We start from the raw sequence: 25,714 nt of genomic DNA on the forward strand, positions 1-25,714 counted from the left end.
GAAACCGTGAACGAAAGCCAAATGAAAACAGAACAGCGTGCCGCTAACAGTAAATATAAAGATAGAGCCGGGAACCTTTCCTTGCTTCTAAGTGGCACCAGTAACACCAAGCGCGAAAGACTTTACCAGGAGTTTGGTTATCCCGTTGAATTGTGCTTTGACGACTTCTACAGGGCATATAAGCGCAATGCTATCGCGGGTGCAGCAGTAAAACGCATGCTCGACTGCTGGGAGGACTTCCCAGAGGTTTATGAAGGCGATAAAACCAAGGATGCCACTAAGCAAACAGAATGGGACAAGCGCATAGCTAAGCTGCTCAAACGCTGCTGGAAACAGATTTGCGGGGCAGACAGGCGAAATTTGGTAGGTCGATACTCCGCTTTACTGATACAGCTTAAAGGCGCTGGCCGGTGGGAGGAGCAAGTAAATACGGGCGCTGTGAAACTACTGAAGGAAAGGGCGCTGGTTCGGTTAATTCCTGCCTGGGAAGCTCAGATAGAGCCGATAGCGTGGGAAGTCGATGAACAGAGTGAAAACTTTGGCCAGCCTACGATGTACTCGTTTATCGAATTACCAGTGCATGGGCAACGTGACGCCAAGCCAGGGCGGATAATCAACGTCCATCCCGATCGTGTGATCATCCTGGCTGAAGGAGCTGACGATGAGAATCTCGGCTCTGGGACATCGTTACTTGAGCCTGGGTTCAACAACCTATTGGACATCGAAAAAGTTAGCGGTGGTTCATCAGAGGGTTTTCTGAAGAATGCCAGTCGGCAGTTGAATTACAGCTTCAGCGAAAAAACCAATTTTTCGGCATTGGCTAAAGCACTAGGGGTGGCTGACGACAAGCTTGCTGATGCTCTTGATGAGCAAGCAAGACGTTTAAATAATAACACTGACGCGGCTAGCTTTATGCAAGCTGGTACTGCCGAGGTGCTATCTGTAACTGCTTCAGACCCTGAGCCAACGTGGAGAACAGCGCTCAGCGCATTCTGTTCTACCGTGCCGATCCCCGTAAAGGTGCTGATTGGGCAAATTACCGGGGAGCGTTCATCTACAGAAGACAATAAGGACTGGGCCCGCACCAGGATGACCAGACGAAATGGCTTTCTGGCAGACACAATCACAGAAATTGTTACTCGCCTCTGGACTATCGGCGTTATAGACCCACCTGTCTCTGATGAAATAACCGTGGAATGGTCAGATTTACTTGCGCCGAGTGAGGCTGAAAAGATCGCTAACATGGATAAAAAGGCTGATGTAGCGGTTAAGACACAGAATGCATTCGGGCGTTCGGCTGTAACAGAGAACGAGATTAGGGCAGCTGGCGAGATGCAAGCTATTCCTGGATTTGACTCAGGCGGAGATGATGGCAACAAACAAAATCGACCTGACCCTCTCACTGATGACAAAGAGACCTAAAAGTCCGGTAATCCCCCGAAATAAAGCCGACCCAACAATGTCCTATCGCGCAGTCAACAGGATGGCGAGGGATATTGAGGAGCGCTACTACCAAATTAAGCTTCGGCTGAGAGAGTTGCTTGATCGGGTGCTGAAGGGGCGCGAAACCCAAGAGAACAACCATTCGTGGTACCTGTTATTTAAAAACGATACCGACCAGCCCGCTACGCTTTACCAGGTCAATGCAGGAACGTTTATCTATGACATGAGTGCTCAGCAGTTAGCTGACCTTCTGGAGGTGATACAGACGATTCTGGATGACTACCTATTAGCGGGTAATGGACAGGATATATGGGCGCTACAGTACATAGCGGATGAGTACCAACGCGGTACGTTGAATGCTTACACCAACCTGGCTGTACAATCACCGGTCTATGCCTCGCAAACCACACTTGGAGCTCTCCTATCATCGCCCGCGTATCAGAATCAGGTTGCTGCAGCGTATGTGTCCACGTACAGCGATTGGAAGGGTATTAGCGACGCTGCACGAACCGACCTGGCTAACATAGTCGCTGACGCGATAGGGCGTGGCGTTAACCCCCGCGAAACCATGAAGGTGATTAGCAAGCGCCTTGATGTGTCCATGTCCAAGGCAAAGACGATTGCACAGACTGAGCAAGTCGGAGCTCTGCGCGAGGCTCAATGGAATGAAACAACGTGGACGCAGGATAGGCTGGGGATCCGTACCAAACTGTTGCACCTGTCGGCATTGAAGCCAACCACGCGACCTTGGCATGCATCGCGCCACGGGAAGCTGTACACGGTTGAAGAGGTTCGGGAGTGGTACGCCAAGGATGGCAACCGTTTTAACTGTTACTGCAGTCAGATCCCTGCAGTTGTGGACGACAAAGACAACGTGATTAACATTGGACTGGCAGAACGCTTAGCAAAAGAGCGGGAAGCCTGGAAACAACAAGAGGCTGCGTAAGCGGCTTTTTTATCGCCTGAAATCTACCAGAGGACTAAGCGTGAAGCTATCCAGCATCCACGTTAAATCCCTCGCCATTAACGCCTCCAACATATCAACCGAAACCATCGACGGCGAAGAACATTATGTTATTCGCGGCGTCGTGCCGATCGTTGATGACATCGTGATGAACGGAGGCCTATACCCGGCGGCGGAAATTAACAAAAGTTATAAAACGCTCGAAGGGAAGAAGATGCCTGCTGGGCACCCAATGATCGGCAATGAGTACGTTTCAGCCGATAACCCGCGAGCGGTAAATCAATTTCATATTGGCGCATGGCAAGAAAACGTCCGCAAGGACGGTGGCCGCGTCGCAATGGACATGTATATCAATAAGCGTTACGCCGGGGCCACGGAGAAGGGCAAGCGACTGATCGACCGCCTGGACGCAATGACAAACGGCGATAACGTTGAACCCATTCATGTATCCACCGGCTTGCTGCTGCAGCGAGAGCAAAACGCAGGGAAATCCAAAGGAAAGCGGCATTCATGGATAGCGCGAAATTTAGCATTTGACCATACGGCTATTTTGCTTGATGAGCCAGGAGCAGGAACCCCAAGCGAAGGTGTCGGCATTTTCGTTAATTCATCCGGTGACAAGATCGACATTGAAGAGGTCAATCTCTCCGACGCGTCAGACCTGACAAAAGAGGGGATGCTGAATAAAACAAAATTCTTTTTAAGCGGCAATTCTCAGCTTTCTTTTGATGAAATTTACCAACGTATCAGCGACACGCTTAACGGCAACAGCGATATGGAGCAGCGCCGCTGGATCGACTCCATTTATCCGTCCTACTTCATCTATGAAGACCAGGGCAAGAAATACAAACAGTCCTACCTGATCGACGAATCGCAAACAGCCCAACTGGTTGGCGAACCCATCGAAGTAGTGAAGAAAGTCGAATACGACGAAGTTAAAACCAACGGAGAACGAAACTCGATGTTTAAAGAAAAGATGATCGCCGCGCTCAATGCGAAAGGCGTTAAAACCGAGGGGCTGACCGACGATCAAGTCTTTGATGCCTACAACCAGAACCTACCTGCGCCGACTCTGCCAGCCAATAATGCTGAAGCCATTACTGCTGCGGTAAATGCGGCACTTGGCCCATTAACTGCCGAGTTGACGTCTATCAAGCAGCAGATGTCCGTAAATGCCGACAAAGATCTGAAAACCAAGCGTGAGGCTGTGAAAGCTAAATTCAAACTGGACGACGCTGCTGTTAACGATCTGCAGGGTAACGCCCTGGACAGTTTCTACGCGCAATGCCAAACCACTGAGGGCTTGAATCCAGGCTTCCAGTATCAGCCTAACGCTGAGAATGATCAGTGGAAGGATTATGACCTGAACGCAGGTATGGAACAGGAGAATAAATAATGGCGAACGTCATTTATCGCGGCCCAGTAGAACGTGAGCCGGAAACGTTGAACATTCAGGTTGCTGCTGCTCTTAACCCTGGCGTAGCGGTGAAAGTCGCTTCTGGGAAACTGGCTGTAGCAACGGATACTACTGGTCGCTGGTTCATTCTCGGCAATCGCCGCTTTATCGGCCAGGACATCAATACCGCGTATGCGGCAAATGAAACCGGTGTGGCTTATCGCGTAGAAGGTGAGCAGGAGTATTACGTGCGTCTGGCAGCAGCGGCTTACACCGTTGGACAGGAACTTACCATTGGCGCAAGCGGCATTTTTAAAGCGGCCGCCACAGGTGATCAGGTCATTGCGACTTTCGACGAAAAAGCAGGGCGCACTCTGGCGGCGGAAGGTTTCGCTGACGTGGCGATCCTTTCCACTCCGTACGCCAAGGCATAAGGAAAAAACGAATGTTAAAGTTTACCAAGCAACAGCAGGCGCTGATTATTAATGCGCGTCGCCGCTGGGATCTGATGCAGCGAAACATGGCAGTGCAGCATGGTTTTTCTGTTAACGACGCCAACGGTCAATTCATTGCATATGATGACCTGGTAGGTAATGCCTCTGTGCTGCCTAAAGACGTATGGGGTGAGTGGGATCGCTCGGCAATTACCGTGCAGCGTGATGTGCTGGCGGTATTTAACGACCTGGCGGCCACTGTTTCTCGCCCAATGGCCTTGGGTAAAATCGTACATTACTTCATGACTTTGTCCGATTCTGGCGATGTAAATATTAGCCTGGATGGTCGCGGTAAAGCGAAGGGTGATCAGCCGGTAATGGCGTATGAAGGTACACCACTGCCAATCATCGACAGTGAGCTAGTTTTCGGCTGGCGGCAAATGCTGGCAGCTCAGACCGAGGGCTACTCACTGGATAGTGACGCCATTTCGAACCATCAGCGCAAAGTAGCAGAGAAGCTGGAAGACATGGTTCTTAACGGCGACCCAGCCATTAACGTCGGCGGCTCGACTATTTACGGCCTGCGAACAGCGCCAAATCGTAGCACCGGGACGCATGCTTTAGACCTGAATGGTGCAACCGGAGCGCAGTGGGTTGAGGCGATCTCCGATCTGATTAACTTGCTCCACAATAAAAACTTCTATGCGCCAGTAACTATCTACCTGAACTACAAAGACTGGTTCTATGCCTCAGTGAACGACTATGCGGCAAACTATCCGAAGACCATTCTGTCCCGACTTATGGAAATCCCTGGTGTGGCGGCTTTGGTTCCTGGTTCAAAAGTGCCAGTCAATGAGCTGCTTGGCGTTGTTAAACGCACTGACGTGGTTCAGATCCTCAACGGTATGCCGATGACCATGCGACCAAAAGCCCGCCAAAACCCTGAAGACGATTATGTCTTCACTGTGCTGGCTGCTGCTGCTCCGCAGTTCAAGCATGACGCTAACGGCCAGGCTGGTTACGTTCAACTCACTAAAGCATAACTGATGGGGCTTTGGCCCCTCTTACTGGAGTATTTATGGCCCAGAAATGGATAGTGACTCACGACAGCCACAAGTTGGCAAAAGGTGATTTTTTTGAAGGTGACAAATTGCCACTTTGGCTGGTGGGTAAAGCAACACCAATCGCCGATCAGTCGTTTGAAGTGGCAACGCCCAATGCAGTGTTTGAAAAGCTGTCTGCCGAGCTGGAAGCAGCTAACGGTGACGTAAAAAAGCTGACTGATATCAACGCGGCATTGACCACTGAACGTGACGAGCTGGCGGACAAAAATACAGAGCTGTCTGCCGAGCTGGAAACGGCAAAAGGCCAGATCGCTGAATTGATGAAACCGGCTAAAGGTAAGTAACTATGGCGACCCCAATCACCAAGGAGCAGGTTAAAGCATTTCTGGCTGAGCTGGGGTACTCCATTCCAGACGCGGTGCTGACGCCGATTCTGTGCCGTGTAAATGGCATTGATGAGTGCTTGGACGGGGCGGGTTATGACGAATGCACCAAGGAGTTGATTAAACTCTACGCTGTGGCGTTAATGTCCGCCTCGTCCGGGGCCAGGAAGATCAAATCACAGAGTGCGCCATCGGGTGCGAGCCGCTCATTCGAATACGGCGAAGACGCGCTATCCTGGCTGCGTACCTCTCTATCACAACTCGATACCAGTGGTTGTACTGCCAGTCTGCCAATCAGTGCCGGTAACAGCGTGGGGTTCTTCTTCGTTTCGGGAGGTTGCTGATGGTTGAAAGCAAGCAAATTGCTGACCTACTGAACAAGCTTTTCACCCTGGATGCAGCAGCAGCAGAAGCGCTCGTTAATCATCGCGTTGAATGCAATGAGGCCTTTTTGGCGTCTGACATCCCATTCGTATGCTCCCGGAGCGGTAACGGTGTGATCAGCATTGGGATTGTTGGCTTTCTCAACGCGATGGCTTCGCCCTACAGTGGACGAGTGGCCGCTAATTACAGTGATGACAAGCAACTGGTGGGGTTCACTGTGGTTGGATGTAAGGAGTGTGAGCCCTATCAGTATGAGGACTATCTCTCATGAGTGCCGCTGCTAACTGGAGCTATACGGCAGTGGCTACCGTATGGAGAAAGGATGGCCCACCGGATGAATACGGAAAGCAGAAGTGGTTAGCTCCGATTTCCATCATGTGCGACTACGGCGGTGACGCTACAGCGCGGCTGGGTGACATCGGTTTGGAGTTTGTCGTCAAAAACACTCACTGGACTGAATACGCTCTAGCCGAGCAGGGCGATTACATCCTGATAGGTACATCTGCGGCGCTTGACCCGACCAAGGTCGAAGGTGCTGACGAGGTTCGCCATATCATCCGTTACGCTGACACGTTCGACCGCATAGCTGACGATTGGGCAATCATTACTGGGGTTTGATATGGCTGTGAAGGTGAAAGGTATCCGTGAGGCCCAGGCCAATCTGGATCGGCTGATCGGTGATATTCAAGGCAGGAAGGTTGTGCGGGCGATTCAGTCCGCTCTGTTGATTGGTGGCAGCCAGGCGGCCCTGTATACCCCAATCGACACATCTACTCTTCTCAATAGCCAGTACCGCGAAATATCAGTCAATGGTTCCAGGGTGACAGGAAGGGTTGGCTATTCGGCTAATTACGCCGTCTACGTGCATGACCCGAATAACCCGCAAAAATTCCGCCGCGCTACTGCTCAGAAAGAGTTTCTGACCAAAGGCTTCGAAGACACCAAAGCGCAGATCGAACGAGCCATTAAAAAGGAGATGCAGCTATGACGCCTGCTATGCATCACCGGGTGCGCGATTACTTTGTAGATGCTGGTCTCACTACAGGCTTTATCGCTCAAATGCTGCGGTGGCGGGATACAAAGGATTTGTCCGACCAATTTATTGTTTTCCGGCCAAACGGCGGTAGCCCCATACGAAATGAGCTTGGCAGTGAGTATTACATTCTGGTCGATGTAATTGGCGCGGATAAAGAGGATGAGGCAGCAGATAACGCAGTTCAGGCAATTATCAACCATATCCAGGCTAACCCCATGCCAAATGACTGCATCGGTCATATCGAGAATTTCGGCGGTATCCCATCACCAGTTTCAACAACTGAAGGGCGATTAGTCTATCGCCTGCAATTCGCTTGCCTGTATGGCGAGTAATCAATAATCAAAGAGGTAAGCAAATATGCAAGGTTGCGCAACTGACAACAGCAAGTTGTTCGGTCGAGCCGTTGTGCTTGAAGTGGCTCTTGGCTGTCCTGATGTTGAGCCAACAGAAGCTGAGTTTAAGTCTTTAGCGGCTGGCACATCTAAGGGTTTGGACTTCGCACCAAACACCACCACTTCAGATGCGGACGACACCGCCGGATGGGTAGAAACATTAACAACCAGTTCTGACGCCACGGTAAGTTTTGAAGGTGAAGTGAGAAAAAATGACAAATTAGACCAGTTTGGGTTTGGCAACCTGATGGTTTATTACTCAGAGGAAATGAAAGCCATGCGGCAACCTACAATGTGGGTGCGCATGGAGGTCGGCCCAATTGAGTTTGTCGGCTATATGGTTATCAGCAATCTGACGCCAGCAGATGGTGGCACGAATGATATCGTGACCTTCTCTGTTGAATTTAAAGTGTCAGACGCCAGTACGGTAAAAGTAACGAAGGTTGAACCTGATGTTGCTGTAACAGGAGTTACAGTCACGCCAACCAGCGGTAGCGTGGCGGCTGGGGCAACAACAACCTTTACCGTCAACGTCGTGCCAACTGATGCCACAGACAAGACGTTTACCGTTACGTCATCCGCACCAACGAAAGCAACCGCAACACTATCTGGCGGTACAGTTACTGTCACTGGTGTAGCGACCGGCACCGCTAACATTGTTGTCACCACCACAGATGGCAGCAAAACGGCGACATACGCGGCCACTGTCACCGCGTAACTATCACAAAGGGCATGCTATGTGCCCTTGATGATAATTATTCGAGGCCAATATGATCCCAATGACTGAAATCGGCGAGATGCTTATCTCAGATGCCCAACACGATTATTTCTTCCGGCCATCTTTCGCCAACATGACCCGTATCGGCTCGCCAACGGCGATTGTAGAGCGCTTCGCTGAGCTACATACCAGTGACGCACCGAGATTGCTTGAGGCTGCCATAGTGGCATATGGAGAGATTCCTGGGTGGTTACTTGCTCATATCAATGCCCCATCATTCAGTAGTGATGCCATCTATGCGGGTATGATCGTCATGCAGGCGTGCTGCAAAGAGGATATTAGTTCGCTGGTGGGGGAGTTAAGGCCAAGCAAGAGAGGGAAGAGAGCGTTTGTGTTCCGTCGCGGCAGTATGCCACCAAGCGACATTATCGTTCTTGCACAGTCCCTGATCACCCACGGCATCATCGGTAAGGCGAAAGTGCGTAAGCTACAGCGCCATGAAACAAACGCCTACGTGGCAGAGTTCAGCGCTTTCGAGTACATCAGCGCAGCTCGTAACCACTTCAGCATGCCACGAGCAGAAGCCGAGCAACTGACAATGACCGAGTTTCAGCTTTTGATAAACGCTAAGTATCCAGAACAGAAAGGCTTCACTGCCGAAGAGTATGACGCTGTGGCTGATGAGTACATGAAGAAGAAGGCACGGCGATTGGCGAAAGGGAAGTAGCCCACTTAGGTGGGATTTTTGCTTTATGGCGCGTCCTTGCGCCGATTAATTTAATTCCTTAGGGGGTGCCCCATCATCTAATGGATGGGTGTTCAATCCTTAGTTGTCTAAGAATTCTCCAGTTGTCAGATCGGAATTGGCTGCACTCAATGTGGGCGGTTTCTCTATCAAGAATTCTGCGAACTTTATTGATATGCATAGGGTACTCATGGGACGCGCCAGCATATGCGCCGAGCAGTCTATGTTCCGCCACCCGAAGCAGTGGGGTTATATCGACGATAAGCTCAACCATTCGGGCAGAGTATTTCCATAGCCAGCAGAGGTGGCAAAGTTCCTCATCAGTAAATTGCCTGGAAGGTGTTTGCAGTTCCATCTGCTTACCCAGGTATTCACCGTCCAGCACAAAGCGGTGCACGTATTCGATAGCCTGTGGGATCTGCTCGGGGGTTAAGTCCTCTATGCTCTCTACGGCGAAACGCTGGTGGATGATTGAATAGGCTTCTGGGTACATCAGGTGCTTTTTGCTAACCAGCATGTTGACCGCGTCGCGTAGTGGGGTGCGGTCGTCAACGGTTGTTGCTGGCTTACGTAAGGCTGATCCTTTCGTCCAATAGTCATGAAGAACGGTAAAGCATTCTTCCTGGTAGGCGATCAGCTTGTCGCGGATGTCGGCGCGAACCCGCTCAGGGTTGATGCTGAAAAGCCAACCATTTAACTTTTTCAAAGGAAGGAAAAGCATAGATTGTACGCCGCCTTTAGAAGGTGTTGCGATATCACAACACCCGAACTTTTCTTTTTGTTTCTTAAGCTTTACGGTCTGCCCAGCCCAGTCTATCCCGATATTCTCTACGATAGGCCTCATGGCAACATACGCCACGCCAGTTACCATTGCTGTAATGAGCGGTTGCCCATGGAACTGGACGGACGAAGTGTTAACTGCCTCAAGAATTGATATACTGTTCATGTCGGTTTCTCACAAGGTTGCTGACAAATTAGAAGCCCTGACTGTTCCCGCAGTTGGGGCTTCGCTATTTCATTGGTAGCCAATGGCTACCTTGCTTGAAAATGTAATAGCAGTTGGCTACTATGTCAACATCGTTTTTACTCAGGTGATTGCCATGAGCCGTGATCCACAAATTAATGTTCGACTACCTCAAGATTTGAAGGACGCCGTTCACGAAATGGCTGCCGATAACAAGCGTTCGGTTAACGCTGAGATTGTCGCCGTTCTGCTCGATGCAGTTCGCAGGCATAATATTTCTCCGATGGATGGCCCAGATGGCTTTCTAATGCGAGCTAAAGAGTTCGTGCTTCCAAGTGAAATTCTTGAAGAAATTGCTAACAGAGCGGCTGAAAGAGCCCTAAAGCTGGACAGAGAAAAGAAATGATAAAGCCCACTTAGCTGCGGGTTTTTTCGTTGCCACCGCCGCACCCTCTGCTACCATGTAACGACTTGTTACTTGTCTATGGGAAATGGACTAAATGAAAAAGGTAGTCATTGCTACATTGCTGAGTATTTTGATCTCTGGGTGCGGTCAAAAAGAACTTTCGCCTGAACAGGTGCAACAAATCACGAGTTTAAAAACCGAACTAACTACAACTGATAACGATATTGAAAATGCTGCCAAACAGGATGAAATGTTAAGCGGCGGGCTGATAAAGTCCCTAGTAAAAGCACGACTTGAAATCCTGAAAACCAACAAGGCTCTTATTCAACAAAGAATAAATGCGATAGAGTCTGGGGCGAAAATTGAGGTCGTCACAAGTGGCGTTAACCCAGACCCTAAACTGGCCGGTGAGTTGGCATCTGAATTAGAAAGCATTTCGCATGAGATATCTGCAGCAAAAAAAGATGCAGAACAATATAATGGTGGCCTAATCGGGTCGATAAAAATGGCAACAATCGCCACCCAGGAGCAAAGTCAGGCGATGTTACAGCAGAGATTGTTGTCGGCAAAATATGGATTATCACTACCTTCGACTAGTAACTCAGCAACTCCTGCGTCAACGTCTATATCCCAAAAATCAGTTGTCGCTCAAGATCATGGAGCAAAAGAAGCATTGCTTCCTCCAGGTTCTGGGCCGCTAGGGCTACAAATTGGGTTAACTAAAAAGAATATTGAAGATATGACCGGAGTTGAGTTAAAGATGGTGCCAGACAGTTTTAACCTTTATGCAACTGATTCTGTTCCTAAAAAAAATGCTGATTTTGAAAATTACGGTTTAGTAATATCTCCTGAAGTTGGTTTGTGTCAGATTCGTGCTATCAGCAGGGACATAAATACAGACAGTCATGGTCTTACGCTAAAGGCTAGAGTTGAAGGTATTTCAGAATCACTTACATCTGTTTATGGTAATGGAAAGGCTACTGATGTTTTGTTGCCTGGGTCTATATGGAAGGATCCGCAAGACTGGATGATGGGGTTACTTAAAGAAGAGCGATATTTTGGTTCTGAATGGAAAGGATCAAAGGAACAGCCACTAAAGAGCGATTTATTGTCGGTTGTAATTCAAGCGAGAGCCGCAAGCAGCGATGCTGGTCGGGTTTATCTTCAATACAATTTTAAAAACATTGATGCATGTTTAAAAGAAGAAGATAACCAAAAAAGCAGTTCGTTATAGAGGATTAGATAATTTAAAACCAACCCACCATATGGTGGGTTTTTTATTGCCTGGAGAAAAGTGAATGGCAGAGCAAGATGGCGGTAAGTTGGTTTATGAAGTTGATATAGATGTTGCCCCGCTTCTGAGTGGCAGCAACAAAGCCAAGGCTGAATTAGCATCATTGGGTGATGCGGCCAATGATACTGCTCCGGGATTCGAAAAGCTAAGCAAGGGGGCTAAGGGGGTAGCATCAGCACTCGCAATGCCCGAGGTAAATAAGCTCTCTACCCAGTTAGCTCAGCTTTCTGGGAAAATTGGCGCGTCGTCTGAATCTGCTGCTGTAGCTACTGATTCGCAAAACAAGTTCCACGGCGCATTAAGCACGGTTGCAAGCCAGTTGGGGGCCGGGTATGTATCTAACGTTGGCTCTGCCACCTCAGCCTTAATCAAGCATGCGAAAGAAGCAATCGCAGCTACAAATGCGCAATTAGAAAACGCGGTAGCAGCTAAAAAAGAAGCAATGGCGTTACAAGAATCAGCGTCTCAACTTGTCACGAAAGCGGCTGCAGAGAAGAAACTTGCGGAAGAGGCAACCAATACAGCGACATCGGAGTTAAAAGTAGCTGAGGCAGTCTTTGCTCGGAAAGAAGCAGATATAACCTCGCTTGAGGCGTTACTGGTGCGGCAGAAAGAGTCTTTGCGCCAATCAGAAGCAAACCTTGAAATAACCAACTCAGAGAAAGCTGTAGCCCAGGCACTGAGAGATAGGAATGCAGTTGAGACTACGCAAGCAAAAATCATTAAGCAGTCCAATCAGGCTGTAAAAGAAGTTACTGCCGCCGAGGATAGGGTTAAAGCCGCGAAACTCGCCTCAGCAACAGCCAGTGAAAAATTAACACAGTCCGTGGCTTTAGAGACTATTGCAGTAACGACTGTTGCAAAAGCTAATGATGCTGCAACCATTGCAACAGAAAGACTGACAACTGCCTCAAAGGTTCAGGCTGTGGCTGTATCAGGGGCTAGAGGTGCTCTAGCTTTACTTGGAGGCCCTTCTGGCATTTTGTTGTTGGCCGCTGCAGGTGTTTATTCTCTCTACCAGGCGATGAATGACACGTCAAAAATTGAAAAATATAAGCAAGAAATAGATGACGCAGCAAAGCGCACTGAATACCTCACCAAAGTGCAGGCTGATGCAGCTGCAGCGAAAACAAAAATACGGCTTGATATAGATCAGGAATCACTGAAGGGAGCTGAAGCAGATGTTGAAGCGATTAAAAACTCAATCAACACCATAAAATCAATTAGTGGCTCAACAAAATATATAGCTGATTTAGAGAAGAGTTTAACACTCGCCAAAGAGAGTGCATCTGAGCTAGCCGATTCAGTGCGCGTCGCAAATGATCGTATTGAGAAATTCACTCAGCAATCACGTAAAGCTGGTGACGCCACTACAGCCACAGCCATTGCCAATGAAGTTTATGACAAGTCCATGAAGGGAGTCATAGAGTCCAATGAAATATTGGAAAAGGCGATACATGGAAGTTTGGCTGCTGCTGAGGAAATGGCTGCCGAAAATAGTCTTCGCAAGGCTCTTGCTGAAACAGGGGTTTCAGCTGATGAAACCGAAAAGCAGGTTGCGAAATTAAAGGCAGCTCTTGGGCAAAAGACAGAACTTACATTTGAGCAAGAGCTTAAGTCTGTAGAGCAAAATATCGCTGCCCTACGCCTCGAAATGGTAAGGGGGAAAGAAGCCGCCATTGAATATCGGGCGACAATAGCTGCCGCGAATAAAGGCCTTGATCCTGAACAGACAAAAATGTACGTGGATGCCAAAAAGGAAGAATTTGAACTAACCAAGAAACTTTCCGACCAGAAGAAAAAAGACACTTCTGATAGGTCATCTGCAAAACGTGATGCTAATGCAGCTGAAAGCGTTACTCAGAAGCTGGCAAATCTTAAGCAGCAGGCTGCTCCTGCCGCCGAATCGACCAGCGAGCTAAGCAGGGCACAAGCCATCCTCAATGCTCAGCAATCACTTGGTAAAGGCGCAACGCAAACGCAGATCTCCCTGGCCGGTGAATATGCGGCGAAAAAGTGGGACACAGCAAACGCCATCAAGGCGCAAGCAGCGGCTGAAAAACTACTGCCTGAAACCAAAGAAAAAGCCAGTTATACGCAGGATGTGAAGGATTTAAATACTGCTCTCGCTGCGAAGAAAATCACCCAGGAGCAATACAACACTACCTCTGAACAACTCGAACAGCAGCATCAGGTTGCCTTGGCCCAAATACGTGCTGGGCAAGCAGTAACGCCAATGCAGGAGGCTCAAGGCAGTGTGGATCCTGTGCAGGCGCTCGCTAATGAGCATGCCAAAAAGCTAGCACTGATTCAGCAGTTTGAAACGCAAAAAGGGATTTTAACAGCGAACGGGTTAGCGTTAATGAATGCTGCCAATATGGAGTATGAAAAGGCACGCACCGATGCGCAGTGGGCGCTGTTTACTCAGCAGAGTATTGGTTATGAGGCTTTGGGCGCTGCTGTTGACTCGTTCGGGCAAGGGGCCAGCTCCGCACTATCCGGCATCATCACTGGCACGCAATCAGCTTCTGATGCTATGAGAGGGCTTGCTGATACCGTTCTGAGCAGTGTTATTCAGACCTTTGTTGATATGGGTATTCAGCAGGCTAGGTCAGCCATAATGGGGGCCGCTGCTCAACAGACTGCCATATCCGCCGTGACGACGGCACAGGTAGCTTCTACAGCGACGACAACGGCGACAAGCGTAGCTTCTGCGGGTACGACAATGGCCGCATGGTTACCGGCTGCGCTGGTGGCTTCTGTTGGCTCATTCGGTGCGGCGGCAATCATTGGTGGTGCTGCGCTGGTAGGTGCCTTTGCTCTATCCAAGACATTATCCGGTAAACGCAAGAATGGCGGCCCAGTGTCTGCTGGAAGCATGTATCAGGTAGGTGAAGGCGGCATGCCTGAAATCTACCAGGCCTCTAACGGTAGTCAGTACATGATCCCTGGTGATAACGGGAAGGTGGTCAGCAACAAGGACATGCAGGGTGGGGGAATGAATGTCGTGGTTAACTTCAATGACTATTCGTCAGGCTCGCATACTTATGATTACCAAGCATCACAGTCAGGCAATACGCTAACCGTTGATGCTTTCATGGCAGACATGGATAACGGTGGGCCAATGAGTCAATCAGTTGCCAGGAACCACCAAGCCCCGCGCAGGGCTACTGAATAGCAGCACACAACCTATAACCCGCTCCGGCGGGTTTTTTATTACCGGGAGAAAACCGTGGCAATACCTTATCCCGACTGGCTATCCCTTCCTCAGAAGGCCAACAAGAGCCGCACAATTGATACCGGGTTTCGTTCTGATCAACCGGCAGTGGGTGCGCCAATCTTTCAGCGGTTTACTGATGACCTCAAAACCACTTGGTCGTTGAACTGGATTTTCACGCTGCCAGAAGATCGGGCGTTTGAGCAGTGGTACCGAAGCCCGCGCTATCTCGATAACGGAAACCAGTGGTTCACCATGCTGTGCAACCTGGGTGGCTCAGGACTGCAACTGCAGGAGCTGCATTTTGTGGCTCCACCGGTGCAGACGAGCATCAACGGCAATACGACAACCTGGACGGGCAGCGTTATCACCAGAAAGGTTTATAACCCGGATGATGAGTTCTCAGATGTCATTGTTGAGCTTCCACCGAACCAGTGGGGGATCATTGATGAAGTGGTTAATCGCGACATGCCGGAGTATTAAATGCCAACGTTACGCGAATTTCAGTCTCAGCGGCCAAACCGCATCCTGTACGACACCATGACGTTCTATCACTCGACCTTCGGTTATATCCGCCTGGTGAACCGGCAGATTTACCCCAAGACGTTTGCGGGGCAGATTTACACGCCTTGCCGGATGGAAGTGTCGGAGAGCCAGCAGAGCAACACGCCGGTAATCAACGCCACAGTGAAGTTTGGCCGCCTGGCGCAGGACTTTAAGCAGCAGTTGAAATTGTGGCGCACCTATTCGCGGATAACGCCAATATCTGCCACCTACCAGCGCTTTGATTCCGCCGACATGAACACGCCACTAAAGCCGTGGACGCTCTACGTGAAGGACGTATCCATGGATGAGAGTGACGTCACGTGCTCACTGACACTACAGAACCCGCTGAATAACAACATCGCTTTCCTATACAACACAACCGACTTCCCAGGACTAGCCAATGCATAAAGCTGACTTTGTAGCCGCTATGGAGGGTAAGTCGTGGCGCGATAGAGCGTGCTCGTTTGATGCCGTGGACTGCTGGGGGCTGGTGGTCATGTATTACCGCCATGTGCTTGGTATTGAGATTCACCAAACGCCGGACTACGAAGCCGGTAGCGACTTCCTGACGTGCTTTGCCGGTGATGTTGTGTTTTGGCAACGGGCCGACAAGCCCGCCGACAGTAGCATCTTTATCGCGTATTACGGCGCTGAGCCAAAGCATGTTGGTTTGGTGGTGAATGGGCAAGCATTCCATAGCCGTGGCGAGTCTGGTCAGGTGCGTTTCGACAAGCTTCGGACGTTAGAAAAAGTATTCACCAAAGTGGAGTTTTACGACTATGCCGTTGATCGAAGTTCAGCGCGTGCCGGGGATACCGAAAGAGCGACATAACCTCTCAGCCGGCAGCATGTTTTACCCCTGGCTGAAAACAGCCAACTTGCACCACGATGTTGAGATACTGAGGAACGGAGTTAAGGTAAAACCTGATGATGAACTTAACTTTCCGCTGAATCAGGGCGATGTTATCAGCGTGTTTGACCAGCCTAAAAGCGGTATTGCAGGGACACTTCTCAACCCGTTAGAGCATTTCAACCCGATAAAATTTACCCAAAAAATCCTTTCGTCGCTCATCAGCCAGCCGAGCGCTAACGCAGCCACAAACAATTCCAAAACCTCACCGAATAATAGCCTGAAAGGACAGACCAACATTGCCCGTAACGGTGAGGCTAAGCCGGATAATTACGGCCAGGTGAGGGCGTTTCCAGACCTGATCCAGGAGTCTCTATTCGAGTACACCAATAACATCAAAAAGGTGACCGAATGGATGAACTTTGGTCTGGGCAAGTATGACGTGACGTCTGTTCGCTACTCAGAGTCGAATCTTGGTGCTCTAGCAGGTGCCTCGTACCAGATCTTCCAGCCTGGGCAAAATATACCGCTCATCAACGAGGGATTTGCGTTCGACGACATCGACGGTCAGGAATTGCCAGGGCCAAACGAGAGCGAAGACTTTCCTGCTGAAACAGCAACGACGACCACGGATATGGTTTCTGGTGAGTTTGTTGCCGGTCAGGCCAAGGTGAAGATTAAGCAAAATAGTGACTTCGACTACTTCTATGATCTGCCGAAACCGCACTCAGTGTCATTCGTGGTTAACGTCACATACAACACGGTATCTGACCCAGTAACGCGGGACATCACCGTGTTTGCTGACCTAACCAATGCTACGACTACCGATGATGGTGCACCGGTAGATCCGCAACATTTCTATGAGTTTACTTTTTCAAACCTGGGCGGCAATGACATTGGTCAGATACCAGGTGATGCGGTTATCAATACCACGGTCTTCACGCTGAACGATAACGAGCCGCTAGTTATCGGGCCTTCGTTTTCACCCGTAGAGGGAACACAGCTCTGGATTCACCTGCAAGCTCAGCTTGGCCATGGGGATTACGCCAGAACCAACGTTACTTTCTACAAAGTCGATGACGACAATAACCAGATCCCCGGCACGCTTGAGAGCTATAACGTTGGTTTAAATAACGACGATGAAAACACCGATACCAAATACGAAACTTTTAAGTTCACACCCGCGGCAGGTAGTGGCCGGTATGCTGTTTCGTTCATTCGGTCGAATAACAGCAACGATCATTCGGTACTGAAGGTTGAGGCTGTCCACATTGTCAGGACGCGCAGTAATGTCGTGTACCCGAATGACACACTCGTTACCGTCACTGTAACAGCCACCGAAAGGGCCACGAGCGCAAGGGAGCGGAAATACAACGCGCTCATCACCCGTCACGTTATCAGTTATGACCTTGCAACCCAGACTGTAGATTACACCGAGAGGCCGTCACGCTCGTTTGCAGACGCAGTGCTGCACACCTGGTTAAAAATGGGCGGACAGGCAGAGTCCAGTATCGATATTTACGAACTGTATTCCATTGCAGCTTCATTGCCGGATCCACGACTGGGGTACTTCGACTACACGTTTGACGATGAAGACATATCGCTCGGGGCCAGGGTGCAGACCATTTGCGACGCGGCCACTGTTACGGCGTTCTGGGATGACGGCGTATTGTCGTTTACAAGGGATGAACGCAAACCTTATGCAGTGACTGTGTTTAATCGCGCCAACACCAAGGCAGAGGATTACAGCCTTTCCTATGACATGACGTTGCCAGGTGGGTTTGACGGCGTCGAGGTCACTTATAAAGACCAGGTAACAAATAAACAGGCATTCATTCGATATCGGATTGTTGGTGATCGGATAGAGGAGGGCGCGGCGGTTAAGCCGAAGAAGTTCAGCATGCTGTATGTGCGGAACTCTTACCAGGCGCGTGATAGAGCCTTAAAAGAAGTTAGGCGCTTAATCTACTCCCGACAAACGATGTCGAGAAGGGCCTTGTCAGATGGGGAATGGGTAAACGTAGGGCAAATGGTGCAAGTGCCTGACATCTACGACGCCAATCAACAGGATGGGTATATCGTTGCCAGGAATGGAAACAATTTTGACACAAGCGAACGCATTGAATGGCAGGGAGACATGTTTGTCATCGTCACCGATGCAAATGGATCCCCTACCACGAGAGTCCAGGCATTTCCTCGAAACGACACGATATTTGGATTTACCGCAGAAGTACCAGCAATAACCCTCAACATCTTTGACGGCTACAACGTCCAGTCCCCCTCTCGTTACGTCATTGCTACGCAATTAGAGATGGATGCGACCAAGTGGACGATCACCGCAAAGAAACCCAATGGCGACGGGACAACCTCGTTAACCATGTCTGAATATAACGATGAAATGCATAATTACGAGGTAACTGAATAAATGGCTACCACACCAACACAAGATCCTATCCCGAGCGAAAATGTAAGGGATTTAAAATTTAATACCGGTAAAATCGACCAAATAGTTTCATCACCAGAGCTAAATTATACAGACAGATTTGGTGTGGTTAGATATACATGGGCGGGCGTCGAATACCAAACAAGAACATCTGGCGCGGCTATGGCCTTTGCTACAGAGGTGGAGTTAATTGCATTTACACCATCCACCGCTAACGTATTGGCTCAGGATACATCTACTGGGATATTTTATTATTGGAATGGAACAGTATGGAATAAGGCAGAGTATCAGCCATCTCTTGATGTAGTCTCTACATATCGTTTGGGAATATTTGAATCAGGTAAAAATCTGTACAACTACAAAACATCTGATGATGGGAAGTACATTAATGAATCTGGTGTTGTTTCAGATAATAGTGATTATTCTCTGTCCGCATATATACTTGTCAAAGAGGGTGTTGGGTATTTTTCAAACTATTCATTGAGGTTTGTATCTTTCTTTGATGAGGGTCAGTCATACGTTGGGTATGTTCAGAACCAGTTGGAATTTACCATTCCTGAAAATGTTAAATTTGTACGCATTACTGTTCCGCTTGTTTCTAAAAGCCTTGTGCAAATGGAATTGGGCGGAGGGCGTTCAACATATGAGCCCTACACTGATAATCTCAGAACGGAAAATAATGACGGTGCAATAGTCTCTTTGCGTGAAGCTATGGGGTATATAAACGGGAAAAATTTGTTTAATCCTATAACAGCAATGCAGGGTATCTTCATTAGTGCATCAGGGGTTCTCACTCAGTCCGCTACGTCGTGCGCATCTGATTACATAGAGATAGTTTCAGGTAATGATTACAGGGCAAATCAGCACTTACGCTCTATTGTTTTTTACGATAACAATAAGGCTTTTATTTCAGGCTCGCTTGATGTTACCGGCTACTTTACTGCTCCGATTAATGCATATTTCATGCGGGTAACCATCTTCCTGACACGTATAAATTATGCGCAAGTAGAAGGCGGCCGTTATGCCACTGATTTTGTACAATATGGCATCGAACCTGCGCCTGCGTTGGATGGTTCTCCTGTTTCGTATCCGAAGCAAAATATTGATACGGAAAATATTGGAGTTTTTGAACCGGGTAAAAACCTACTTAACCCCCACACGATGGTCAATGGATTCGTGGATGAGTTTGGTTTTTATAATCCAGACGGTTCAACATATAAACTATCAGAGTTCATTTCAATTGAGTCAAGTTCAGCATATGTTTCAAACAAGTCCATGCGGTTTGCTAGTTTTTATGATGCTAATAAAGCATTCATGAATACCCTGGTTAGCGTGACTTCATTCAGTTCCCCGAACAGTGCAAAATTCGTCAAGCTGTCAATTTCCATCGCAAATTCAAGTGCATTCCAACTTGAAAAAGGGTTGGCTATAACAAGTTATGAAGATTTTTATTTAAAGATAAAACCAACACTTAGCAACGGAACGCCGATAGTAATATCCTCATCTTATAATGAAGGCACCCCTGACTACTATGGTCTTGAAAGGTTACCAGAGACTCACATGAGAATGAATAAACTTACTCATGGCGAGCCAGTAAAGCTTAACGTTGCATTAATCGGCGATAGTTACACAAGATGGCAGGCAAGGTATGCGCTGAAGTTGGCACAGAAATTATGGAAGACATTCCATGGAACTGACATAAATACCAATATCCCCCCTATAGGCTATGGTTATATGTCTTTCGGATATGACTCTAGTAGTGATAACTCGGATATTGTAGGAACGCTGGTTACTCAAACTGGATTTACATGTGCCTATAACAGTGGAGCTGGCCCAGATATTTCTTCTGTATCAAGTTCTACGGCAGGGGCAACAATTTCGTGGCCCAGTGATTACAGCCTCGGGTTTACTACTACGCTGTTTTTCGAGGGTGGTTCTGGTGTTATCAGTTATCAGGCCACTGGGATGGGGTCACCAACCACGATAGATCTGTCGGCTTCCAGCGTTGGGATGCGGTGGGCAACACTAACGCTACCGACAACGGGAACAGGTACGACGACAATTACGGTCGTCTCTGGAACAGTTAAAATGTACGGTGTGAATATTATTAATACTGCCGCGTCCGGAGTAACTGTACATAAACTGGGGGGGTCTGGCTCATCATCTGCAAACTGGATTGGTGTTGACGCTACCCGCTGGCAATCAGCATTCACTCAGTTAAGCCCTGACTTCGTTGCTATTATGCTGGGTACGAATGACCAGGGCGCAGGGATGGCACCATCTACATTCAAAGCAAATATAATCACGATGATTGACAGAGTAAGAACAGCGCGGCCGACGGCTGACATCATGCTTATCGCCCCAGCAGAGAACAACAGGCCAGGCGGTAATGCAATTCCGATGTCGATGTACGCGCAGGCAATGTATGAAATCGCAAGAGACGATAGGGATATTGCATTTCTTAACTTGCAGCAATCATTTGGCGAAAAACCAAGTGACTACGCGTTTGGAAGTGCCAGACCATGGATGGTTGCAGACGGTATTCATCCGGACCCTGAAACCGGAGGTTATGCCATAGCTGCGGCTATTTCACGGGCTATTTTATTACCTCTGTAAGTCGTAACCGCTGCTGGGAGGGACCCCGGATATTCATCAAAACTATCTTTTGCTACTAATAAAAACCCCGGGCATTGGAGATGTTCTAGAAGCTTCTTATATCACTAAAAGTGATGGTGTTAATAATCATATAAATTTAAAAATATATTAATGTTATGTTGTGTGATAGATGAACGATAAGGTAAAGATCATACCCCATATCTTTGCATCGCTATACTACTGTGACTTATCGTAGCCATTAGGAGTGTAAGAAATGTCTAATATTAACGCCAATGTCGCTGTCTCAATGCCATCCTCGATTTTTACATTAGCCAGTTCATTTGCAGCTGCCGCTGACGGAAAGATTTATATCGGGAAAATTAATACTGATCCAAGCATCGCCGGGAATCAGATTCAGGTATATCTAGAAAATGTTGACGGCACTACGGTCCCTGTCCCACAGCCATTGAACATCAATGCCGGCGGCTATCCGATTTATAACGGTCAGATTGCCAGGTTTGTGACCCATGAGGGGCACAGTATGGCCGTGTACGACACCTCCGGTGTGCGACAATTCTATTATCCAAACGTCTTGCAATACGACCCGGCTCAGCTGCGAACGGAAGTCGCACAATTTATTGACGACATCAATAACCCTACTGGCGCCGCTCTGGTTGGCAATAAATATCGTGGTAATATGCAGGATGCAATGGGCTTTATAACGCCGGAAATGTTTGGCGCTATTCCTGCTGAAGTTGAAAATTCGCATGATGAAGCGGCTGACGGTAATGTGGTCGCAATTCAGGCTGCTATTAACTATGCTCGCGTGAACAGAATATCGAAAGTATTTGGCAAGGGGGTTTATTCTGTCTCAAGTCCTATTCACATAGATGATATGGCGGAAGGTTTTGAGCTTTCTCTCGGCGGTCTGATTATTAGCACAGGCTGGAAAATCCCTGCAAGTTGGAAAGAATCAGACGGCGCCGTTATTGTCGGCGAACACTCTAACGGCTCGCAGGTGGGCCTGCGAGCTATCATTGGTTATTTCTATGGCAGGGACAAGCGTGCAAGTCTGTTCCAGCTGAAAGGTATGGGTTGCGGCAGTTGTTATTTCGAAGTTGGCCGTGCGCGTGATTTCTGCGGCGTCTACGAGAACACCAAATCCAATCTGTATAACTCGGCTGATAACACTATCCGCATCGCTTATGCAGCTACCGGTTATTTTGGCGTGCGTATTCGTCGTGCTAATAACACTTACATCACTGAAGGCCACAAGTTATACGGTGGATTTATTCAGGGCTGTCTGTACGGTGCCATCCAGCTCTTTAACGGTGCGCAATACTTCTCTAGCCAAGGTATAGGGACTGACTTCAACGGCCGATTCCTATGCGAATACACGGTTGATACTCCATTCAATGCCTCAGTAGTACGGGAAAAATCGTTCAGCAATGGCGTGAACTCACGTGAATTGTTGGATTATTACGTTTACTCCGGTAATACGACCCGTGTTATTTGTATTGAGCCTGTGAATATGTCCGACACAGCCAATCCTACCGGCTTCAGCGTAGGAGACACCATTACCATCGGGGAATACTCGGCGACCGTAACGGCTGTGCGGCGTCCGGCAACAGATGGTTTTTTCCCTGACGTTATTCATGGGTTTACCGGCAGTCCATTCGGTAAGTGCGACATTCAGTTGTCATATTGCGGGGGGATCGTTGGTGGGTTGTTTAACACTTCAACGTTGCGTTGGTACAACTCTGCAACTGCGTACACTACCATTATTAATGGGTTACGGATCCGCAGTACCGGAAGTTCCACTGTTTTAGAGGATGTGTACCTCGGCAGTATTCTTGAATCTACACAGGGTCGAGTTATCCTGACCAAAGATTTGGATGTCGGTGCAAACCGTCTTAGAGTGGCAGGGAATAATGTTACGCTAAATAATGCCACTGTCACAAACGTGCGTACTTTTACGTACAAAAATGACGAAGAAGGAGCTAGCGGTGGCCTTAACGTTCGTAATTTGTATCGGGTTACCGTCAAGTCTCCATCAGCTTCAGTATCTGCCAGCGGCCAGGCGCTGGTGTACGTGAGTACAACCGATATTGAGATAGTGGGTAACACCATTACACCGGTAACTCTTAGCGTATCAGGTTTTACGTTACGCGCCGTTCAATCCTCTCAGCCAAGTATTTTTGTGGTGTTCCAGTTCGAGCGGATTTAACTCGCTGAACTCTATGCCGGGATGGACCCCGGCTATTTAACTTGGGAATTTAGATGCTGCCCATTGTGTCACTGCGGGGATGGTCATGGAGTAATGGTAGCTGATACACTGAGTGCTCAGTTATGGCGTAACAACATAGTACATTTTAAATTGTGTACATATGAGTGTACATATCTGGCAGGGTAAAGCTGGATAGCGTCGATAACCTCATGTAGTTAAACATTATTGTATTTCTTCATGTGATCTGTCGTGTGGGTCACCACTGTAGATAAGGAATTATTAATGCCTGTTATTACTCTTCCTGATGGAAGTCAGCGTCATTTCGAAAACCCTGTTTCCCCCCTCGATGTTGCCCTTGATATCGGCCCTGGTCTGGCGAAAGCCTGTATTGCCGGCCGTGTGAACGGCGAATTGGTTGATGCCGGCGATCTGATCGAATCAGATGCGCAATTGGCGATCATCACCATCAAGGACGCCGAAGGCCTGGAAATCATGCGCCACTCTTGTGCGCACCTGTTGGGCCATGCGATCAAACAACTGTGGCCAGACACCAAAATGGCCATCGGCCCAGTGATCGACAACGGTTTCTACTATGACGTTGATATTGACCGTACCCTGACGCAGGAAGACCTGGATCTGCTGGAAAAGCGGATGCACGAGTTGGCCGACAAAGATTACGATGTCATCAAGAAAAAGGTGAGCTGGCAAGAAGCTCGCGATACCTTTGCTGCGCGTGGTGAAAACTACAAAGTGGCGATTCTGGATGAAAACATCAGCCATGACGACCGTCCTGGCCTGTATCACCATGAAGAATATGTCGACATGTGCCGCGGTCCGCACGTACCGAACATGCGTTTCTGTCATCACTTCAAGCTGCAGAAAACGTCGGGCGCTTACTGGCGCGGCGACAGCAAGAACAAAATGCTGCAGCGTATCTACGGTACTGCCTGGGCAGACAAGAAACAGCTGAATGCCTACCTGCAGCGTCTGGAAGAGGCCGCCAAGCGCGACCACCGCAAGATCGGCAAGCAGCTCGACCTGTACCATATGCAGGAAGAAGCGCCGGGCATGGTGTTCTGGCACAACGACGGCTGGACTATTTTCCGCGAGCTGGAAGCCTTTGTGCGCATGAAGCTCAAAGAGTACCAGTATCAGGAAGTGAAAGGGCCATTTATGATGGACCGTGTGCTGTGGGAAAAAACCGGCCACTGGGAAAACTATAAAGACGCCATGTTCACTACCTCGTCGGAAAACCGCGAGTATTGCATCAAGCCAATGAACTGCCCGGGTCACGTGCAGATCTTCAACCAGGGCCTGAAGTCTTACCGCGATTTACCGCTGCGTATGGGTGAGTTCGGCAGTTGCCACCGTAACGAGCCTTCGGGTTCTCTGCATGGCCTGATGCGCGTGCGTGGTTTCACTCAGGATGACGCCCATATCTTCTGTACTGAAGAGCAGGTGCGTGCTGAAGTGAACGAATGCATCAGAATGGTCTATGATGTGTACGGCACCTTTGGCTTCGACAAGATTGCGGTGAAACTGTCCACCCGTCCTGAGAAGCGCATTGGTACTGACGATATGTGGACTCGTGCGGAAGAGGATCTGGCTGCGGCGCTGACTGAAAACGGGATTCCGTTTGAATATCAGCCGGGTGAGGGTGCCTTCTACGGACCAAAAATTGAATTTACTCTGCATGATTGTTTGGATCGTGCATGGCAATGTGGTACCGTGCAGCTCGATTTCTTCTTACCGGGCCGTTTAGGCGCATCGTATGTTGGCGAAAACAACGATCGCGTGGTCCCTGTAATGATTCACCGTGCTATTTTGGGCTCCATGGAGCGTTTCATCGGTATCCTTACCGAAGAATACGCAGGGTTCTACCCAACCTGGATTGCTCCGGTACAGGTGGTGGTGATGAATATCACCGACAGCCAGTCTGATTATGTCCAACAATTGACCAAAAAATTGCAGGACGCAGGTATTCGCGTTAAAGCGGACTTGAGAAATGAGAAGATTGGCTTTAAAATTCGCGAACATACTTTACGACGGGTTCCATACATGTTGGTGTGCGGTGATAAAGAGGTCGAATCAGGCAAAGTTGCCGTTCGTACCCGCCGTGGCAAAGACCTGGGAAGCCTGGACGTAAACGAAGTCGTAGACAAGCTGCTAAAAGAGATTCGCAGCCGTAGTCTTCATCAACTGGAGGAATAAAG

Annotated in this window: 24 protein-coding genes; 23 read left to right on the plus strand and 1 reads right to left on the minus strand. The window is 48.8% G+C overall.

Features of this window, described 5'->3' with window-relative positions; all coding sequences use genetic code 11:
• Positions 1 to 6: 6 nt before the first annotated feature.
• The 13 genes from NHG65_RS11250 to NHG65_RS11310 are packed head-to-tail and all read left to right on the plus strand — an operon-like array spanning position 7 to position 8,941.
• A complete protein-coding gene (locus tag NHG65_RS11250; RefSeq protein ID WP_499183339.1) occupies positions 7 to 1,422 on the plus strand; it encodes an anti-CBASS protein Acb1 family protein in 1,416 nt (471 codons plus the stop codon).
• A complete protein-coding gene (locus NHG65_RS11255) occupies positions 1,367 to 2,389 on the plus strand; it encodes a phage minor head protein (RefSeq protein ID WP_499183340.1) in 1,023 nt (340 codons plus the stop codon). The genes NHG65_RS11250 and NHG65_RS11255 overlap by 56 nt, the downstream gene beginning before the upstream one ends.
• 40 nt (positions 2,390 to 2,429) lie before the next feature.
• On the plus strand, positions 2,430 to 3,803 hold the full coding sequence (locus NHG65_RS11260) for a DUF2213 domain-containing protein (RefSeq protein WP_499183341.1): 1,374 nt from the start codon (positions 2,430 to 2,432) through the stop codon (positions 3,801 to 3,803).
• Complete coding sequence (locus tag NHG65_RS11265; protein ID WP_499183342.1) at positions 3,803 to 4,237, plus strand: hypothetical protein; 435 nt, start codon at positions 3,803 to 3,805, stop codon at positions 4,235 to 4,237. Before NHG65_RS11260 ends, NHG65_RS11265 begins: the two co-directional genes overlap by 1 nt.
• Before the next feature lie 11 nt (positions 4,238 to 4,248).
• Positions 4,249 to 5,280, plus strand: coding sequence for a major capsid protein (locus tag NHG65_RS11270; protein ID WP_499183343.1), 1,032 nt, complete (start codon positions 4,249 to 4,251; stop codon positions 5,278 to 5,280).
• 35 nt (positions 5,281 to 5,315) lie between these two features.
• The gene (locus tag NHG65_RS11275; RefSeq protein WP_499183344.1) at positions 5,316 to 5,645 is read left to right on the plus strand and encodes a hypothetical protein; all 330 of its coding nucleotides are present in this window, start codon (positions 5,316 to 5,318) and stop codon (positions 5,643 to 5,645) included.
• Between the two features lie 2 nt (positions 5,646 to 5,647).
• Positions 5,648 to 6,028: a DUF7370 family protein gene (locus NHG65_RS11280; RefSeq protein ID WP_499183345.1), complete on the plus strand. Its 381-nt coding sequence runs from the start codon at positions 5,648 to 5,650 to the stop codon at positions 6,026 to 6,028.
• Positions 6,028 to 6,339 carry a hypothetical protein gene (locus NHG65_RS11285; protein WP_499183346.1) on the plus strand — a complete coding sequence of 104 codons (312 nt, stop codon included), beginning with the start codon at positions 6,028 to 6,030 and terminating at the stop codon, positions 6,337 to 6,339. The genes NHG65_RS11280 and NHG65_RS11285 overlap by 1 nt, the downstream gene beginning before the upstream one ends.
• On the plus strand, positions 6,336 to 6,686 hold the full coding sequence (locus NHG65_RS11290; protein ID WP_499183347.1) for a hypothetical protein: 351 nt from the start codon (positions 6,336 to 6,338) through the stop codon (positions 6,684 to 6,686). Before NHG65_RS11285 ends, NHG65_RS11290 begins: the two co-directional genes overlap by 4 nt.
• A gap of 1 nt (position 6,687) precedes the next feature.
• Positions 6,688 to 7,056 carry an HK97 gp10 family phage protein gene (locus NHG65_RS11295; RefSeq protein ID WP_499183348.1) on the plus strand — a complete coding sequence of 123 codons (369 nt, stop codon included), beginning with the start codon at positions 6,688 to 6,690 and terminating at the stop codon, positions 7,054 to 7,056.
• Positions 7,053 to 7,436, plus strand: a complete 384-nt coding sequence (locus tag NHG65_RS11300; RefSeq protein ID WP_499183349.1) for a phage tail termination protein — start codon at positions 7,053 to 7,055, stop codon at positions 7,434 to 7,436. Before NHG65_RS11295 ends, NHG65_RS11300 begins: the two co-directional genes overlap by 4 nt.
• 25 nt (positions 7,437 to 7,461) lie before the next feature.
• On the plus strand, positions 7,462 to 8,214 hold the full coding sequence (locus NHG65_RS11305) for a phage tail tube protein (protein ID WP_499183350.1): 753 nt from the start codon (positions 7,462 to 7,464) through the stop codon (positions 8,212 to 8,214).
• 52 nt (positions 8,215 to 8,266) lie between these two features.
• Positions 8,267 to 8,941 carry a DUF6246 family protein gene (locus NHG65_RS11310; RefSeq protein ID WP_499183351.1) on the plus strand — a complete coding sequence of 225 codons (675 nt, stop codon included), beginning with the start codon at positions 8,267 to 8,269 and terminating at the stop codon, positions 8,939 to 8,941.
• Between the two features lie 73 nt (positions 8,942 to 9,014).
• On the opposite strand, the gene NHG65_RS11315 is transcribed toward NHG65_RS11310, so the two are convergent.
• Positions 9,015 to 9,905, minus strand: a complete 891-nt coding sequence (locus tag NHG65_RS11315) for a phage antirepressor N-terminal domain-containing protein (protein ID WP_499183352.1) — start codon at positions 9,903 to 9,905, stop codon at positions 9,015 to 9,017.
• Between the two features lie 82 nt (positions 9,906 to 9,987).
• Between NHG65_RS11315 and NHG65_RS11320 the strand changes: the two genes are divergently transcribed.
• From NHG65_RS11320 to thrS, 10 genes are all read left to right on the plus strand, one after another.
• Complete coding sequence (locus tag NHG65_RS11320) at positions 9,988 to 10,329, plus strand: type II toxin-antitoxin system antitoxin (protein WP_499183353.1); 342 nt, start codon at positions 9,988 to 9,990, stop codon at positions 10,327 to 10,329.
• Between the two features lie 94 nt (positions 10,330 to 10,423).
• A complete protein-coding gene (locus NHG65_RS11325; RefSeq protein ID WP_499183354.1) occupies positions 10,424 to 11,563 on the plus strand; it encodes a hypothetical protein in 1,140 nt (379 codons plus the stop codon).
• A 64-nt stretch (positions 11,564 to 11,627) separates the two neighbouring features.
• Positions 11,628 to 14,801 carry a tail protein (tape measure) gene (locus tag NHG65_RS11330; RefSeq protein WP_499183355.1) on the plus strand — a complete coding sequence of 1,058 codons (3,174 nt, stop codon included), beginning with the start codon at positions 11,628 to 11,630 and terminating at the stop codon, positions 14,799 to 14,801.
• A gap of 54 nt (positions 14,802 to 14,855) precedes the next feature.
• Positions 14,856 to 15,323: a hypothetical protein gene (locus NHG65_RS11335; RefSeq protein WP_490633973.1), complete on the plus strand. Its 468-nt coding sequence runs from the start codon at positions 14,856 to 14,858 to the stop codon at positions 15,321 to 15,323.
• A complete protein-coding gene (locus tag NHG65_RS11340) occupies positions 15,324 to 15,794 on the plus strand; it encodes a DUF1833 family protein (RefSeq protein ID WP_490633972.1) in 471 nt (156 codons plus the stop codon). It abuts the gene before it with no gap.
• The gene (locus NHG65_RS11345; RefSeq protein WP_490633971.1) at positions 15,787 to 16,218 is read left to right on the plus strand and encodes an NlpC/P60 family protein; all 432 of its coding nucleotides are present in this window, start codon (positions 15,787 to 15,789) and stop codon (positions 16,216 to 16,218) included. The genes NHG65_RS11340 and NHG65_RS11345 overlap by 8 nt, the downstream gene beginning before the upstream one ends.
• Complete coding sequence (locus NHG65_RS11350; RefSeq protein ID WP_499183356.1) at positions 16,166 to 18,661, plus strand: host specificity factor TipJ family phage tail protein; 2,496 nt, start codon at positions 16,166 to 16,168, stop codon at positions 18,659 to 18,661. The genes NHG65_RS11345 and NHG65_RS11350 overlap by 53 nt, the downstream gene beginning before the upstream one ends.
• Positions 18,662 to 21,295: an SGNH/GDSL hydrolase family protein gene (locus NHG65_RS11355; protein WP_499183357.1), complete on the plus strand. Its 2,634-nt coding sequence runs from the start codon at positions 18,662 to 18,664 to the stop codon at positions 21,293 to 21,295.
• 253 nt (positions 21,296 to 21,548) lie between these two features.
• Positions 21,549 to 23,501, plus strand: coding sequence for a phage tailspike protein (locus tag NHG65_RS11360; protein WP_499183358.1), 1,953 nt, complete (start codon positions 21,549 to 21,551; stop codon positions 23,499 to 23,501).
• 282 nt (positions 23,502 to 23,783) lie between these two features.
• Positions 23,784 to 25,712, plus strand: a complete 1,929-nt coding sequence (gene thrS / locus NHG65_RS11365) for a threonine--tRNA ligase (RefSeq protein ID WP_112347559.1) — start codon at positions 23,784 to 23,786, stop codon at positions 25,710 to 25,712.
• Positions 25,713 to 25,714 lie beyond the last annotated feature (2 nt).

This window comes from Serratia myotis (assembly GCF_027474885.1).
GTDB classification, from domain to species: Bacteria; Pseudomonadota; Gammaproteobacteria; order Enterobacterales; family Enterobacteriaceae; genus Serratia; species Serratia proteamaculans.